This window comes from Ruegeria sp. CH11, assembly GCF_056537105.1.
Window position 1 is genome coordinate 1 of sequence record NZ_JBQFQX010000018.1, and the last position, 13,209, is coordinate 13,209.

General features: G+C 60.7%; 12 protein-coding genes. 1 reads left to right on the top strand and 11 read right to left on the bottom strand.

The window, feature by feature from the left end; genetic code table 11:
• From ACR0LX_RS19455 to bioB, 7 genes are all read right to left on the bottom strand, one after another.
• Positions 1–270: hypothetical protein (locus tag ACR0LX_RS19455; protein ID WP_480785144.1), on the bottom strand; the 270-nt coding region annotated here is incomplete at its 3' end.
• Positions 271–444: 174 nt separating this feature from the next.
• Positions 445–1,200: a methyltransferase domain-containing protein gene (locus ACR0LX_RS19460; RefSeq protein ID WP_480785145.1), complete on the bottom strand. Its 756-nt coding sequence runs from the start codon at positions 1,198–1,200 to the stop codon at positions 445–447.
• The gene (locus ACR0LX_RS19465) at positions 1,197–1,817 is read right to left on the bottom strand and encodes a pimeloyl-ACP methyl esterase BioG family protein (protein ID WP_480785146.1); all 621 of its coding nucleotides are present in this window, start codon (positions 1,815–1,817) and stop codon (positions 1,197–1,199) included. The genes ACR0LX_RS19460 and ACR0LX_RS19465 overlap by 4 nt, the downstream gene beginning before the upstream one ends.
• Positions 1,814–3,100, bottom strand: coding sequence for an adenosylmethionine--8-amino-7-oxononanoate transaminase (gene bioA, locus ACR0LX_RS19470; RefSeq protein ID WP_480785147.1), 1,287 nt, complete (start codon positions 3,098–3,100; stop codon positions 1,814–1,816). The genes ACR0LX_RS19465 and bioA overlap by 4 nt, the downstream gene beginning before the upstream one ends.
• Positions 3,097–3,717, bottom strand: a complete 621-nt coding sequence (gene bioD, locus ACR0LX_RS19475) for a dethiobiotin synthase (RefSeq protein ID WP_480785148.1) — start codon at positions 3,715–3,717, stop codon at positions 3,097–3,099. The genes bioA and bioD overlap by 4 nt, the downstream gene beginning before the upstream one ends.
• Entirely contained in the window at positions 3,714–4,844 is a 1,131-nt protein-coding gene (locus ACR0LX_RS19480) for an 8-amino-7-oxononanoate synthase (RefSeq protein ID WP_480785149.1), read from the bottom strand. The genes bioD and ACR0LX_RS19480 overlap by 4 nt, the downstream gene beginning before the upstream one ends.
• Positions 4,841–5,821 (bottom strand): biotin synthase BioB, encoded by a 981-nt coding sequence (bioB, locus tag ACR0LX_RS19485; protein ID WP_480785150.1) that lies wholly within the window; start codon positions 5,819–5,821, stop codon positions 4,841–4,843. The genes ACR0LX_RS19480 and bioB overlap by 4 nt, the downstream gene beginning before the upstream one ends.
• A gap of 385 nt (positions 5,822–6,206) precedes the next feature.
• On the opposite strand from bioB, the gene ACR0LX_RS19490 reads away from it, so the two are divergent.
• Complete coding sequence (locus tag ACR0LX_RS19490) at positions 6,207–6,797, top strand: TetR/AcrR family transcriptional regulator (RefSeq protein ID WP_480785151.1); 591 nt, start codon at positions 6,207–6,209, stop codon at positions 6,795–6,797.
• A gap of 31 nt (positions 6,798–6,828) precedes the next feature.
• On the opposite strand, the gene ACR0LX_RS19495 is transcribed toward ACR0LX_RS19490, so the two are convergent.
• From ACR0LX_RS19495 to ACR0LX_RS19510, 4 genes are all read right to left on the bottom strand, one after another.
• Positions 6,829–8,073 (bottom strand): NAD(P)/FAD-dependent oxidoreductase, encoded by a 1,245-nt coding sequence (locus ACR0LX_RS19495; RefSeq protein ID WP_480785152.1) that lies wholly within the window; start codon positions 8,071–8,073, stop codon positions 6,829–6,831.
• A 12-nt stretch (positions 8,074–8,085) separates the two neighbouring features.
• Complete coding sequence (locus ACR0LX_RS19500; RefSeq protein WP_480785153.1) at positions 8,086–9,099, bottom strand: Ldh family oxidoreductase; 1,014 nt, start codon at positions 9,097–9,099, stop codon at positions 8,086–8,088.
• 69 nt (positions 9,100–9,168) lie between these two features.
• A complete protein-coding gene (locus tag ACR0LX_RS19505; protein WP_480785154.1) occupies positions 9,169–10,686 on the bottom strand; it encodes a trimethylamine methyltransferase family protein in 1,518 nt (505 codons plus the stop codon).
• 15 nt (positions 10,687–10,701) lie between these two features.
• Positions 10,702–13,131 carry a GcvT family protein gene (locus tag ACR0LX_RS19510; RefSeq protein WP_480785155.1) on the bottom strand — a complete coding sequence of 810 codons (2,430 nt, stop codon included), beginning with the start codon at positions 13,129–13,131 and terminating at the stop codon, positions 10,702–10,704.
• Between the last annotated feature and the right edge of the window lie 78 nt (positions 13,132–13,209).

The following is a 13,209-nucleotide window of genomic DNA, read 5'->3' on the forward strand; positions in this document are numbered from 1 at the left end:
CTCCGTCCATTTCAGCAGTTCGCCCGATTGGCGGGGTAAACCGATCTCCAATTCAACTGATGCTCTGCCATCTAAAGTTTGCGACAGAACCGACTCGGCCACGCTGGAACGGACGAGCCCCGCAAACTCGGTACCCGCGATGCTGCGCGACAGGTTCTGTTTTGTGACCGTACTTACCCCCGGATCAGGTTTGGCGGGCTCAAACGATCTGGTTCCCCTCAAGTCGTTGCTGCATCCCGCAACAAACTGCAATGCGATCAGTATGAGCACCCAGAATCTCACGGCATCAGAACTCCCGGTTACGCGTCTGCGTCGAGCGGATAGCCTGAGGTCAGGTCATCGGAATCGGCGCAGACAGTACGTGGTGACTCACTGGTAATCCGAGGTTGATAAGAATTCGTTGACGACGATTTTGATTTGGTGCGCGAACTTGAGCCGCCTGTCTCAGCGGCGGCGCGCGATGATCCAGATTGGATGATAAGTCAGCGAAACCCCATCCGGTGTACCGAACCATTCCAAATACTGCTCCGAGAATCGGGCCAGCGCGGATTTTGTCCAGACTTTGCGCGCCTGCCCGTTCACGCCGGTCTGCCGCAGATGGTCCAAGACCGCACGGGGCGAGGGGAAGCGCGGGCGGTGCAGCGCCTCACCCGCGTCCAGAACGTCAAAATGCCGGGCGGCAAGGGCGCGAAGCTCCTGCAGCGCAATCAATCCGGGCGCATTTGAAGACGACCCCAGCTGTGCAAGCTCACGGAACAGTTCAGGGCCATAGCCAGATATTGCAAGCCACCCTCCGGGAGCAAGATGGTGCGCGGCCTTGCTAAGCAACGCACCCGGGTCGGGATCCCACTGAATCATCGAGGCCGAAGCGACCAGATCGAGCCCGTCGGGCCATGCGACGCTCGCCACATCCCCACCAAGAAACTCTGCGCCGTGGTCCTGCGCAGTTTGGCTGGCCTCGGGCGTCAGGTCGTTCAATGCCAATCGCTTGAACCGGGCTTGTTTGTGCAGCGCGCGCGTCAGATGCCCGGTACCGCAGCCAAACTCGAACGCATGCGCATACACCTGCGGTGCACCGCAATCTTTTAGTGCCTGCGCCAAACGCTCGGCGACCCAGGCCTGCTGGCAGGCTGCGTCATCATAGGTTCCGAAACTGCGGCTAAAGCTACGCTGAACACGAGCCGGGACCTGGATGTTCATGCGAACCATCCCTCCCAATTTTGACCTCGCCGAAAGGGCACATGGGGGCCGTCAATTCGGCGCACGTTCTGAGGCCGGGCCGCCCAGGCTAGGGTTTGTGCCTCTGCCGGGATTATGCGGTCTTTGGTCGAGATCCAGACCTGGTCGAATTCGATCTCGGGCGCAGGTCCTCTGGCGGCAATGGCGTGCAATTCGTCGCGCGCTGCTGGGATATCCAGTTCCGGAACTGGACCGTCCAAACCGGCACGGCGGCAAAACCGGGCGAAGCTCGCGGTGCTCAGCCCATCCGCGGTTGCAGCCACAAGCTCGGGCGCAATACCGCGCGCGGCATCCGCCGGAAAAAGCGTTCCGTTTACAGCCACAAGACGGCTGGGTTGCAGGCCAGCGGCATGCAGCCAATGCGCGGCTGAAGCGACACCAAAGGAATAGGCCAGCACGCGTACCCGATCATAGTCTCCGATCTCGGTCAGATCATCCGCCAGATCACTGAAGTCGTCGACGACCAGGACATCCGCACCGCCTTCTAACGCGGCGAAAGGGGCTGGCCCCAAGGCCCAGCCACCAAACACAAGAGTCAGTTCTGGCCCGCCATTTCGGGCCAACCAATGCCGCCTCATTGCGCGCCCCGTGCCAGGTCGACCATAGCGGCAGTCACGCGGCTCAGGTCATCAGCCGAGATGATGAATGGCGGCATGCAATAGATATTGCGGGCGAAGGGTCGCAACCAGACGCCCGTTTCGGGCGCGCGGCGATGGGCGATGCGCGGATCAACGGTGTCGCGCATCTCGATCACGCCAATAGCGCCCAGCACACGTACATCTGCGACCTCAGGAAAATTGCGCGCAGGGGCAAGCTCTGCCCGCATCTGCGCTTCAATTGCCTTGACTTTTGACTGCCAGCGACCGTCCTGCAACAGCCCGAGGCTCGCTGCCCCCGCAGCGCAAGCCAGCGGGTTGGCCATATAGGTCGGGCCGTGCATGAAGACGCCCGCCTCGCTGTCTCCGATCCCATGGGCCACTTTCCTACTGGTGACCGTGGCGGCAAATGAGATATGCCCACCGGTCAGCGCCTTGCCCAGACAGATAATATCCGGTGTCACCACCGCCAGATCGCTCGCAAACAGATGACCGGTGCGCCCGAATCCGGTGGCGATTTCGTCAAAGATGATCAGAACGTCATGTGCGTCACACAGCGCCCGGGCCGCGCGCAGCCATTCCGGGTGATAGAAATACATTCCCCCCGCACCCTGCACGACCGGTTCAAGAACCAGCGCGGCGATCCGGTCGCCTTTGTCCTGCAACAGTCGTTCCAACGCGTCCAACCCGTTGTGGGCACCATCCTCGGGCCAGTCTTCACCCAGGCGAACCTTTGGTCGCGGCAGGAAATGCTGGATGGACAACGCGCCGCGAAACAACCCGTGCATCCCGTTTACCGGGTCGCACACGCTCATCGCCTTCCAGGTGTCGCCGTGATAGCCACCGCGAATAGTGGCGAACTCGACCTTGCCGGTGCGGCCAAGGGCCATCTGGTACTGTACCGCCATCTTCATGGCCACTTCGATCGAGACCGATCCACTGTCGCAATAGAATATCCGGTCAAGCCCGTCGGGCAACATCGACACCATCTTCTGACCCAGCTCGACAGCCGGTCTATGTGTCAGCCCGCCGAACATGACATGCGGCATCCGATCCAACTGTGCCCGCATGGCCGAGGTGATGGCAGGATGACCATGACCGTGGATCGCACACCACCACGAGGACATGGCATCGATCATCCGCGTGCCATCCTCGCGGTAAAGATAGACGCCCTCGGCGCGGTCGATCAGGTGCATTGGGCCCGGATCGGCAACGTTGGTGTAAGGGTGCCACAGATGTTGGGCGTCAAACTCCAGCGGTGTCACAACGCCCCCCGGATCGTATCCATGTCGATGGCGGCAAAGGCGTCTTTCAGCGTGGCCTGGTTCAGATCGTCAATACGCCCCAGCCGCCCCAAATGAGCAACCTTAGACATTTGGGCAATCGTCTGCTCCACCTCGGGTTGCGCGTCCCCGACGAAGGCCACGCCGACGACAGAGCAACCCGCATTGCGCAACGCCATCAAAGACAGCGTCGTGTGGTTGATCGTGCCCAGCGCCGTGCGCGCCACCAGGATCACAGGGGACTGCCACCGCGCCATCAGATCCAGGTAATAGGCCTGCCGGGTCAGCGGCACCATGACGCCCCCGGCCCCCTCGACCACCAGCGGACCATCAGTGCGCGGCAGTTCCAGCCGGTCGAGATCGATTTCGACGCCCATATCTTCGGCCGACAGATGCGGTGAGGCAGGCAGGTGCAGCAGATAGGTCTCGGGCAAAACCGGTTGTCCGGAAAGTGCGGCGACGGTCTGGCTGTCGGTCGCATCCTCGAGGCCCGATTGCACAGGCTTCCAATACGAAGCCCCCAAAGCAGCGGTCAGCCCAGCGGAAAACACCGTCTTACCGACGCCCGTGTCGGTTCCAGTCACGATAAGTGCCTTCATGCCGCCACCGATTGCTGGCGGGCAATCGCTTGAAACAGCGCGGTGATGCCCTGCTTGTCCACATTGCCGGTGATCGACACCCGCAGTCGAGACGTGCCGCGCGGAACGGTGGGCGGGCGGATACCCCGAACGTCAAATCCCAGACGCTGTAATTCCTCAGCCCGGCTGATCGTCGGTGCCTCCGCTCCGATGATCACAGGCAGAATCTGGCTTTGGAAACCGCTGAGGCCACAAAGGCGCTGCGCTTCGGCATGTGCATGCGCCATCAGATCGCGCGCCCGGCATGTCAGCGACGTATCGTCCTGCAAGGCTTGCAGCGCCACGCGCAACAGCGATGCATTGAATGGCGACGGCGCAGTGGCAAAGATGAACGGGCGCGCCCGGTTGATCAGCGTCTCGATCATCGGTCCCGGGCCACAGACAAGGCCCCCGCTGACCCCGAGCCCCTTGCCACAGGTATGCAAGGTCAGAACCTCGGCATCCAACCCATGCGCCAGCCCTTTGCCCTGCGAACCAAAAACACCCGTCGCATGGGCCTCATCCACAACCAGAACGGCCCCATCCTCGCATGCCAGCGCAGACAACGCTGCCAGAGGGGCCAGATTACCCTCCATCGAATAGACGCTTTCGACAGCGATCCAGACTTGACCGGTGTTGCCCTCGGTTCGCCAGCCCTCCAGCACCTTCCGAGCCGCGACAGCGTCATTATGCGGAAAGGACAAGGTTTGGGCTCGGCCCAGACGCATGCCTTCATGCGCGCTGGCATGGACCAACTCGTCATGCAGGATCAGGTCGCCCGCTGCTGGCAGGGTTGAAAAGATCGCCTGATTGGCCTGAAATCCACCGCCCATGTACAAGGCCGCCTCGGCACCAAAGAACGCCGCTGCCTCGGATTCCAGTGCCTCATGCTCGGCGTGATTGCCGCGCAACAGGCGCGATCCGCCTGAGCCCAGCGGCACATCCCGGTCCAGCGCCTGATGCGCCGCAGTTTTCAAAAGATCAGACGCGGCAAGACCGAGATAGTCGTTCGAAGCAAAATCCAGCCCCTGCCGCGGCGCAAGCTTGCGCAGACGGTGGCGTGTCTCCAACACCTCCAATGCCCGGGAAAGCCGCGCCGTCGCCGTCATTCGGCGGCGTCCAACTGGGCCGTGTTTTCCGCTTCCATTGGCTGAATGCCCAGCTTGGCAAACAGGATCGCATCGCTGCTGTCACCAGGGTTTTCCGCCGTTAGAAGCGTATCGCCCGCAAAGATCGAATTGGCCCCAGCAAAGAAACACATGGCCTGCATCTCATCACTCATATCCGTGCGTCCGGCGGAGAGGCGGACATGAGATGTCGGCATCATGATACGGGCCAGCGCGATAACGCGTACAAAGTCGATCGGGTCGATCGGGTCGGCCTCTGCCAGCGGGGTATCGGCCTGCGGCATCAACATGTTGATCGGAACCGAATCCGGTGCCTCGGGCAGGTTGGCCAAGGTCACCAGCATGTCGATCCGGTCCTCACCGGTTTCACCCATGCCAAGAATGCCGCCCGAACACACTTTCATTCCCGCTTCGCGCACGCGGTTCAGAGTTTCGATGCGGTCCGCAAAGGTCCGGGTGGTGATCACCTCGGGGTAATACCGCTCGGACGTATCAATATTGTGGTTGTAATAGTCCAGCCCGGCATCGCGCAGCTGCACGACTTGCGTGTCGTCCAGCATGCCCAGTGTCATGCAGGTCTCCATTCCCATGGACTTGACGCCCTCGATCATGGCGACCAGAGCGTCCATGTCGCGCGCCTTGGGTTCGCGCCACGCGGCCCCCATACAGAACCGGGTGGAACCGGCATCGCGCGCCTTGCGCGCCTCGCTCAGCACCCGTTCAACCTCGATCAGCTTTGACGCGCTGAGTTTCGAGCCATTGCGCGCGGATTGCGAGCAATAGGCGCAATCCTCGGCGCAGCCGCCCGTCTTGATCGACAACAACCGGGACATCTGCACCTTGTTGGGGTCAAAGTTCGCACGGTGAACGGTCTGTGCGCGATAAAGAAGATCCATCAACGGAAGATCAAATACCGCTTGAGCATCTTCGCGCGACCACCGAATTGAACTGTCTGCCATTACGTCTGTCCTGCCTGCTATTCTAGGTTCCGGCAAACGCAATACCGATAAATCGCCACGCTGACTAGGGCGACAAGGGCACGGTTTGCCAGCCAATGCCGCAGGACTATCCGATGCGCGATGGCAAACCCCTCAGTTTGATTTCGGGGCGCTGGAAACATGTTCCAAATAGGGGGTATGGACTGGCCGTCGATTCCGGATCTGACACCGGCGCGTACCAGTTGCTTTGGATTATGGTAGCGCAGCCGGACCCGTTTTGTCCGGCGCAGCGCCAAGTCATTCCACACGCACAGAAATACAGCGTTGCATGGACTGTCAACATTGACCATCTACCGCCCCTGCCCTATCCCTTGCGCCATCACGAACCCAACTTGAAGGCACTGCAATGGGCCGACCTTCGGTACAGGATCAACGCAGACAAGAGGTTCTGGACGCCTTCATGACATGTGTGGCGTCCTATGGCGTCGAAGGCGCGACGCTGGAACATATTGCCGCAGAGGCTGGTTTGAAACGACCGCTGATCCGGCATCACCTCGGCAACCGCAAGGAAATGGTTCTGGCGCTAGGCGACCACGTTGTCGCCACACTGAATGGACAGAGCGAAGCGTTGCGCACGTTGCTGGGCGACGCGCCGAAAACCCGTGAACTGATAGAAACCCTGTTCAGTTCGGATCACGACTTGGACCCGCGGATCAACGTTTGCTATCAGGCGCTGGCAAATTCGGTCGCGCTCTACCCGGATCTGCGCGCTCCGTTGCTGAACGCGATGGACACGCTTTACCAGGTTGCAATCGACATTCTGCGTTCGGCACACGCGGACGCAAACGCCCGGGATTGCGAGACCGTGGCCCATGGTCTGATCAATCTCTATATCACGACAGATGCCTTTGCGGCGCTTGATCCGCCAGAGGCCTGGAACCGCGCCTCTTATCGCGCCGCGCTGAAACTTGCCGAGACACTGGAAGCCAATAACTGACGCCCTCTTCGCCCACTCTCAGAAGGCGCGGTCAGTTCGAAAATCGGTCTGGCCCAAAGGCACTGAGGTCGATGTTGGCAGCACGACCTGCCATCTCACCCGCAACAAGCCGAGCAGTTGTAGCCGCCAACGTCAAACCCAACTGCCCGTGCCCGGTTGCAAAGGTGACATTGGACAGGCGCTCGCTGCGACCGATGATCGGCCTTGTATCCGGTGTCAGCGGACGCCGCCCCATGCGTCGCTCGGCCTGATCAGTGCGCAGGCCCGGAAGAACCCGCCGGGCGTGATTCACCAGAACATCCGCCCGCTTCCAATTCGGCTTGGCATCTGAGCTGGCAAACTCGATAGTCCCCGCCACGGCCAACGCGCCCTCGTACGGGGTGATCCCGAACCCGCCCTTGGCGTAGAACACGGTATGGCGCAGATCAACGCCGCTGTCGCGCAGAGCGGTCGAATACCCGATCACGCCTTCCATTTGAAGCGGTACACCCAGTCGACCCGCCAAAGCGCGTGACTGCATTCCGGCAGCAATAACAAACTCATCGGCATCGACGGCGCGACCGCCGCCCAGCTGCACCTTGGTGACGGTCTGGCCGTCGCGGTCGAAATCCACCGCCGCACCGGTCACAACCGAACCGCCGCGACCAACAAAAGCCCGGTGCAATTCCTCCACCAAAAGCACGGGATCGGTGACAAAACTCCAGTCACGCAACAGCGCGGCGTGCTGAAAATCCGGCGCAATGGCGGGATCAATCTCATGCGCCTCGGCACCAGAAATGTCATCGATCCTGCACCCCAGTTCCCGGGCGAGATCGAAGGCAGCCGCCATCATGGCACGATCTTGCGCGTTCTCGAACAGCTTGATTACTGGCCGCTCAATTAGCAGGTCGGGCCGTCCGATATCCGCAATCTGCGCTTTGAAATCTTCTGTGGCTGCAAAGGTCAAACTGGCCAGATCCTCGGCGATGGCGCGCATCCTCGAAGGGCGTGCATTGCCCGCAAACCGAAGGAACCACGGCAGAACGCGCAGCGCAGATGCTGGTCTCAAAGTCAGAGGGGCCTCGGGTCGCAGCAACCAACCCGGAACCTTCATCAGCATGCCCGGCTGCGACAGGGGCACGATTTCGCCCACCGCGATACAGCCGCAAGAGGCCCAACTGGCCCCCTGCCCCACCGGGCCGGGCTCGATCACCGTTACCTCATGCCCATCCGACTGCAACGCCAGCGCACACGAAACCCCGACAATGCCACCGCCGACTACCGCAACTCGCGCCATCCCTGCCGCCCGCTACTGCAACGCGCGTAGCTGTGCCATCAGTTCGGAACTGACGTCCACGCCATTTTCGGCAATTCTGGCGCGGTTTTTCAAGCGACCGTCACCGGGCACCCGCGCGTCGCCATTGCCTTCAATTTCGGCGCAGATACGTGTGACATAATCCTGGAAAGACGGGTTTCCGAACCGTTTGGGATCAATTGCGATCAGGGTGTTCCCCCCTTTGATGTTCAGCGCTCCGTGCGCCTCGCGCTCGGCATTGTCGACAGACAGCGTTCCACCGGCCAGAGCCGCGCCCATCACCTCGATCAGAAAGGCGATCGCGGCACCCTTATGCTCGCCAAAGGGCAGCATGCTACCGGATGCCAGAATGGCGTCAGGATCGGTGCTTGGGTTTCCCTCCAGGTCCAAACCCGCCGGGCGCGGCAGCGCATGCCCTTCGGCCGCTGCCACGCGGATTTCCATCAACGCCATCATCGATGCTGCCTGATCCCACACGATTGGCGATCCATCCGCGCGCGGGCATGCAAAGGACATCGGATTGGTGCCGAATACAGGGCGTATGCCCCCTTGCGGCACCACTTTTGACAGCGAGTTCACCACCGCCAATGCGACCAGACCCGCCTCGGCCAGTGGTTCTGTATCGAAGCGCAAAGCACCAAGGTGGTGACAATTGGCACATGTGAACGCGGCGATGCCCTGCTCATGTGCCATCGCGATCAGATCGTCCCGCGATGCGGCGGCGGCAATCTGGTAATAGCCGTTGTCGCCGTCCCCCCGCAAAACACCCGGCGCAACACGTTTGATTACGGGCGCGGCGGCGGGGTTGGCGTACCCAGAGGTGAAGCTCTGCACATAAATCGGCAGCATCCGCAGCCCATGGCTGTGCAACCCGTCCGCTTCGGACTTTGTAACGATCTCTGCCAGCATGTCGCTGCCTGTCTCGTCCATCCCAACCGCCACAAGGACAGATTTTGCCAATGCCCGAATGTCTTCAAGCGAGAGTGTTTCCGTCACGGTATCAGCCATATGCCAGACCCCATCTTTCGTGTGGCGTAAAACCGGCGCCGAAACGCCCGTCGTTTCACTCTATTTAGCTTATGCGCTGTATTCCACGCGCTTTTTGGCGACGAACTCATCCAGCGCACCGCGTTGGTCGTCGGGCATCGGCGGACGAACATAATTGTCCAGCATGCGCCTGGCCTCATCGTTACCGACAACCTCCGCTGTTTTTGAACCTTCCGCTTCCCACTGCTCGAAACTGTCGTTGTTTTGCAGGTGGTTCATGTGCATCGGGTTCTCGCGCGTGTGGTCGGTGCCAAGAAAATGACCTCCGGGCCCGATTCTGTCGATGTCGCCCAGCAAAGCGTCCAGATTTTCGTCGACCAAACCGCTGAAAAAGCGGTGGAAGTTCTCCAGTTGCAGCGTGTCCTGCACCCATTTCGAATAGCTGACGCCCAGCGCGCCTTCCAGGAAACCGGCCGAATGCACGATATAGTTCGCGCCACCCAACAAAACCGGCCACATGGTATTTGCGGTATCGAACGCCGCTTGCATATCCGGCGATTTCGAGCCGGTCCACATGGTGCAGGTCCGCCAGGGCACATCGTAGAACCGCGCCATCTGACCCACCAGAAGGTTCATCAGACCGGGCTCGGGTGAACCCATCATCGGGGCCCCCGTTTTCATCGACACACCCATGATCGCGACACCCAGAACCATCGGTGCACCCCTGCGGATGATCTGGCTGTAGGCCATGCCCGCCAGCGATTCCGCGATCAGCAGGGCGACACCCCCTTGCGGGCTGGCCGGGGTCGACGCCCCTGCCAGAACAAAGGGCGACAGCAGGCAAGGTTGGTTTGCGCCCGCATAGACCCGCAGGCTTTGCAGCATGGTCTCATCCCAGACCAGCGGCGTATTGCAATTCAGCAAGGCCGCCATCACCACATTGGTGTCCACGAACTCTTCACCAAACACGATCCGGGTCATCTCAACGCTGTCGCGCGCGGCCTGTTCCGACAGGACCGAGCCCTTGATCGGCTTGTCCGTCAGCGTCAGCGCGGCATGCACCAGCTCCAGATGGCGCTGTGGCACCGGCACGTCCTGCGGTTCGACCGGCAGAATGCCGGGTACCATCATCGACTGGCTCATCTGGCTGAGTTTGAAAAAGTTTTGAGCGTCCTCCAGAACCGAAGGACGGCGCACCCCATCCAGGCCATAGACAAACGGCGCACCATAGGCGTTGGCAAAGACCGAGTTTCTATTGCCCACGCGCAGCGACCGCTCGGGGTTGCGGGCGGCATAACCCCATTCAGACGGCACTGCTGAAATCAGGTCCATCAGCATATCGCGCCCGATCCGAACGCGTTCTCCCTGAACATCCGCGCCGTATTTCTTCCAGTCGGCCAGTGCCACCGGATCGCGGAACTCGATCCCGGTGGTTTCAAGTATCGTCATCGCCGCGTTGTGAATTCGCTCGACGCCCTCGGGACCCAATAGGTCGATTGGGCCGATCTTGCGGTTCAGCGTACGCAGATAGACCGGCGGTGGATTGGTGCGGGCCTGAACCCTGGCTGCACGCCCACCACGTGCAGGCCGTGTTCTTGCTTGAGCCATGATCTGTCCTCCTGATCAGGCGCGCGCGCGCGCGCTGGTGGGATCAACGGCACAAATGTCGATCACCTGCGCCTCGCGCATTTCGTTGTGAACCAGCACGTGCATCGCCGTGCCCGGTGCCGTCAGTTCCTGTGGTACCAGGGCCATGGCGATGTCGTGATTGCAGTAGTAGGAAAACCCGCCCGAGGTCACACGGCCAACAAGCTTGCCGTCCTTATAGACCCCTTCGTCAAACATCACCGATGTATCGCAATACGGTAGCTTCAGTGTAACCAGACGGTCATAGTTGCCCTCTGCCTGCTGCCGCATCAAGGCGTCCTTACCAGTGAACTCGCGCCCTTCGGTGACAACGAACCGGTCGAGACTGGCCTCATAGGGCGTCATGTCCTTGCAGATCTCGCGGTTGATCGCGCGATAGGATTTCTCAAGCCGCATCGATTCCAAAGCTTCCAGCCCGAACGGCTTTACGCCCGATTTCAACAACAGATCGACAAGATGACGGTTGTACCCAACGGGGTGATGCAGTTCCCACCCCAGCTCGCCGGTGTAGGACACGCGCAGCAGATGGACACCTTTGGCATAGCCAACCTCGCCCATCTGAGCAGACAGCCACGGGAAAGCCGCGTTCGACAGGTCGTTGTCGGTCAGCGGCTGCAAAATCTCTCGCGCTTTGGGCCCTGCCAGTGCGATGACGCCCAATTGCTCCGAGATATCCTCGATCACCACCGAGCCATCGCCGGGCAGAACCCTCTGCAATTGATCCCAATTGTAGGCCCGCCAGTTTGGTGTCGAGATCAGGTAAAAGTCATCTTCGGCGTAGCGCACGATGGTGTATTCCGCATCCATGCCGCCCTTAGCGTTCAGCATCAGCGATAGGGTCATGCGGCCCACCTTGGGCAGCTTGTTCGCCATGAGACTGTCCAGCCAAGCTGCCGCGCCGGGACCGCGCACGGTGAATTTGGTCATCGGCGACATTTCAATGAACCCGGCCTCTTCGCGGGTGGTCCGAACCTCGTCCTGCACGCGCTCCATGTGATCGGTCCGGCGGAACGAATGCTCTGGCTTCGCTTCCTCGGGCGAATTGGCGAACCAGCGCGGGAATTCATAACCGTTGAAGCTGGTCCAGACCGCACCATGGGCGGTCAGCAGATCATAACTGCCGACGGTTTTCATCGGACGCGCATTCGGGAAGTCCTCGCCGGGGATATGTGCATCCATATGGGTGCCCCAAGTCTCGCGCACCTTGTCCATGGTCCAGCGTTTCGAGGCATAGTCCGAGAAGCGGCGCGGATCGAGTTCCGACATGTCCATGCCCGGATCGCCGTCTACAATCCACTTGGCCAGTCGGTTGCCGACAGTGCCACCCCACAGAATGCCACCCGGCATGCCTTCGGCCAGCCACAGATTGTCATGTCCCGGCGCGGGACCGGCCAGAGGCAGCTCGTCCGGCGTCATCTGGAACGGACCGCGCGTGTTGGCTTTGATGCCGACTTCGCCCAAGGTTGGCACGCGTTCGATCGCGCGCTCCCACTGGGTTTCCACCGCATCAAAATCTTCGGGCAACAGGTCCGCGCCGAAATCCGGCGGCACGCGATCTTCGGCAAACAGCTTGAGGTCTTTGGTGAACTCATAAGGGCCGAACTGGATACCGCCCACATCCTCGCGCAGATAGGCGCCATAATCCTCGTCCCGCAGGATCGGGAATTCCGGCAGACCCTGCGCCCGGCGTTCTTTCAACAATGGCACGGTTTCCGTGGTCCAATACTGATGGACAATCGGAATACAGGGCAGATCAAGCCCAACCCGCCGCGCGTTCTCGCGCGCATAGTTGCCGGTGGCAAAGATCAGATGCTCGCATGTGATCTCGCCTTGATTGGTGACCACCTTCCAGTACCCGTTGTCCAGCTTTTCGTAAGACTGCGCCTCGGTGTTCTGATAGACCTTGGCCCCCGCATCCCGCGCCAGCTTGGCCAATGCCATGGTGATATCGGCCGGGTTCACATAGCCGTCTTCGGTGTGCAGAATTCCGCCCCGGATGTCGGGGCTTTGGTTCAGCAACGGATGAACTTCGGCAATCTCTTCCGGCGTCAAAAGTTTGCAGGGTACGCCGGCCGCTTCGGCAATCGAGATATAGGACTGAAACTCGTCCCAACGCTTTTCAGTATTCGCGACGCGCAACTGACCGACCTTGCGCAAGCCGACCGAGGTGCCCATCTTTTCCTCAACCTCGGAATAGATGCGAATGGTCTCCATCGTCATCTTCGAGACGTTGTGCGACCGCACAAACGTCACCAGCAATCCCGCCGCGTGCCATGTCGAGCCCGAAGTCAGCGTCGTGCGCTCTAACATGACCGCATCGGTGCACCCGTGTTCGGTCAGACCGTAGAGGATGGATGCGCCGACGCACCCCCCTCCGACAACCACAACTTTTGCGTGAGACTTCATTGTTCCATCCTTCAATGACATGCAAAGCGCCGCCGAGCTGCGTAGGTGACGCAAAATGCCCCCAGTGCGCGTTGGCGG

Coding starts and splice junctions, on each gene's coding strand:
- bioD (WP_480785148.1), bottom strand. CDS start 3,717: ATGAAGGCACTTATCGTGACTGGAACCGACACGGGCGTCGGTAAGACG.
- ACR0LX_RS19480 (WP_480785149.1), bottom strand. CDS start 4,844: ATGACGGCGACGGCGCGGCTTTCCCGGGCATTGGAGGTGTTGGAGACA.
- ACR0LX_RS19505 (WP_480785154.1), bottom strand. CDS start 10,686: ATGGCTCAAGCAAGAACACGGCCTGCACGTGGTGGGCGTGCAGCCAGG.
- ACR0LX_RS19460 (WP_480785145.1), bottom strand. CDS start 1,200: ATGAACATCCAGGTCCCGGCTCGTGTTCAGCGTAGCTTTAGCCGCAGT.
- ACR0LX_RS19500 (WP_480785153.1), bottom strand. CDS start 9,099: ATGGCTGATACCGTGACGGAAACACTCTCGCTTGAAGACATTCGGGCA.
- ACR0LX_RS19490 (WP_480785151.1), top strand. CDS start 6,207: ATGGGCCGACCTTCGGTACAGGATCAACGCAGACAAGAGGTTCTGGAC.
- ACR0LX_RS19510 (WP_480785155.1), bottom strand. CDS start 13,131: ATGAAGTCTCACGCAAAAGTTGTGGTTGTCGGAGGGGGGTGCGTCGGC.
- bioB (WP_480785150.1), bottom strand. CDS start 5,821: ATGGCAGACAGTTCAATTCGGTGGTCGCGCGAAGATGCTCAAGCGGTA.
- ACR0LX_RS19495 (WP_480785152.1), bottom strand. CDS start 8,073: ATGGCGCGAGTTGCGGTAGTCGGCGGTGGCATTGTCGGGGTTTCGTGT.
- ACR0LX_RS19465 (WP_480785146.1), bottom strand. CDS start 1,817: ATGAGGCGGCATTGGTTGGCCCGAAATGGCGGGCCAGAACTGACTCTT.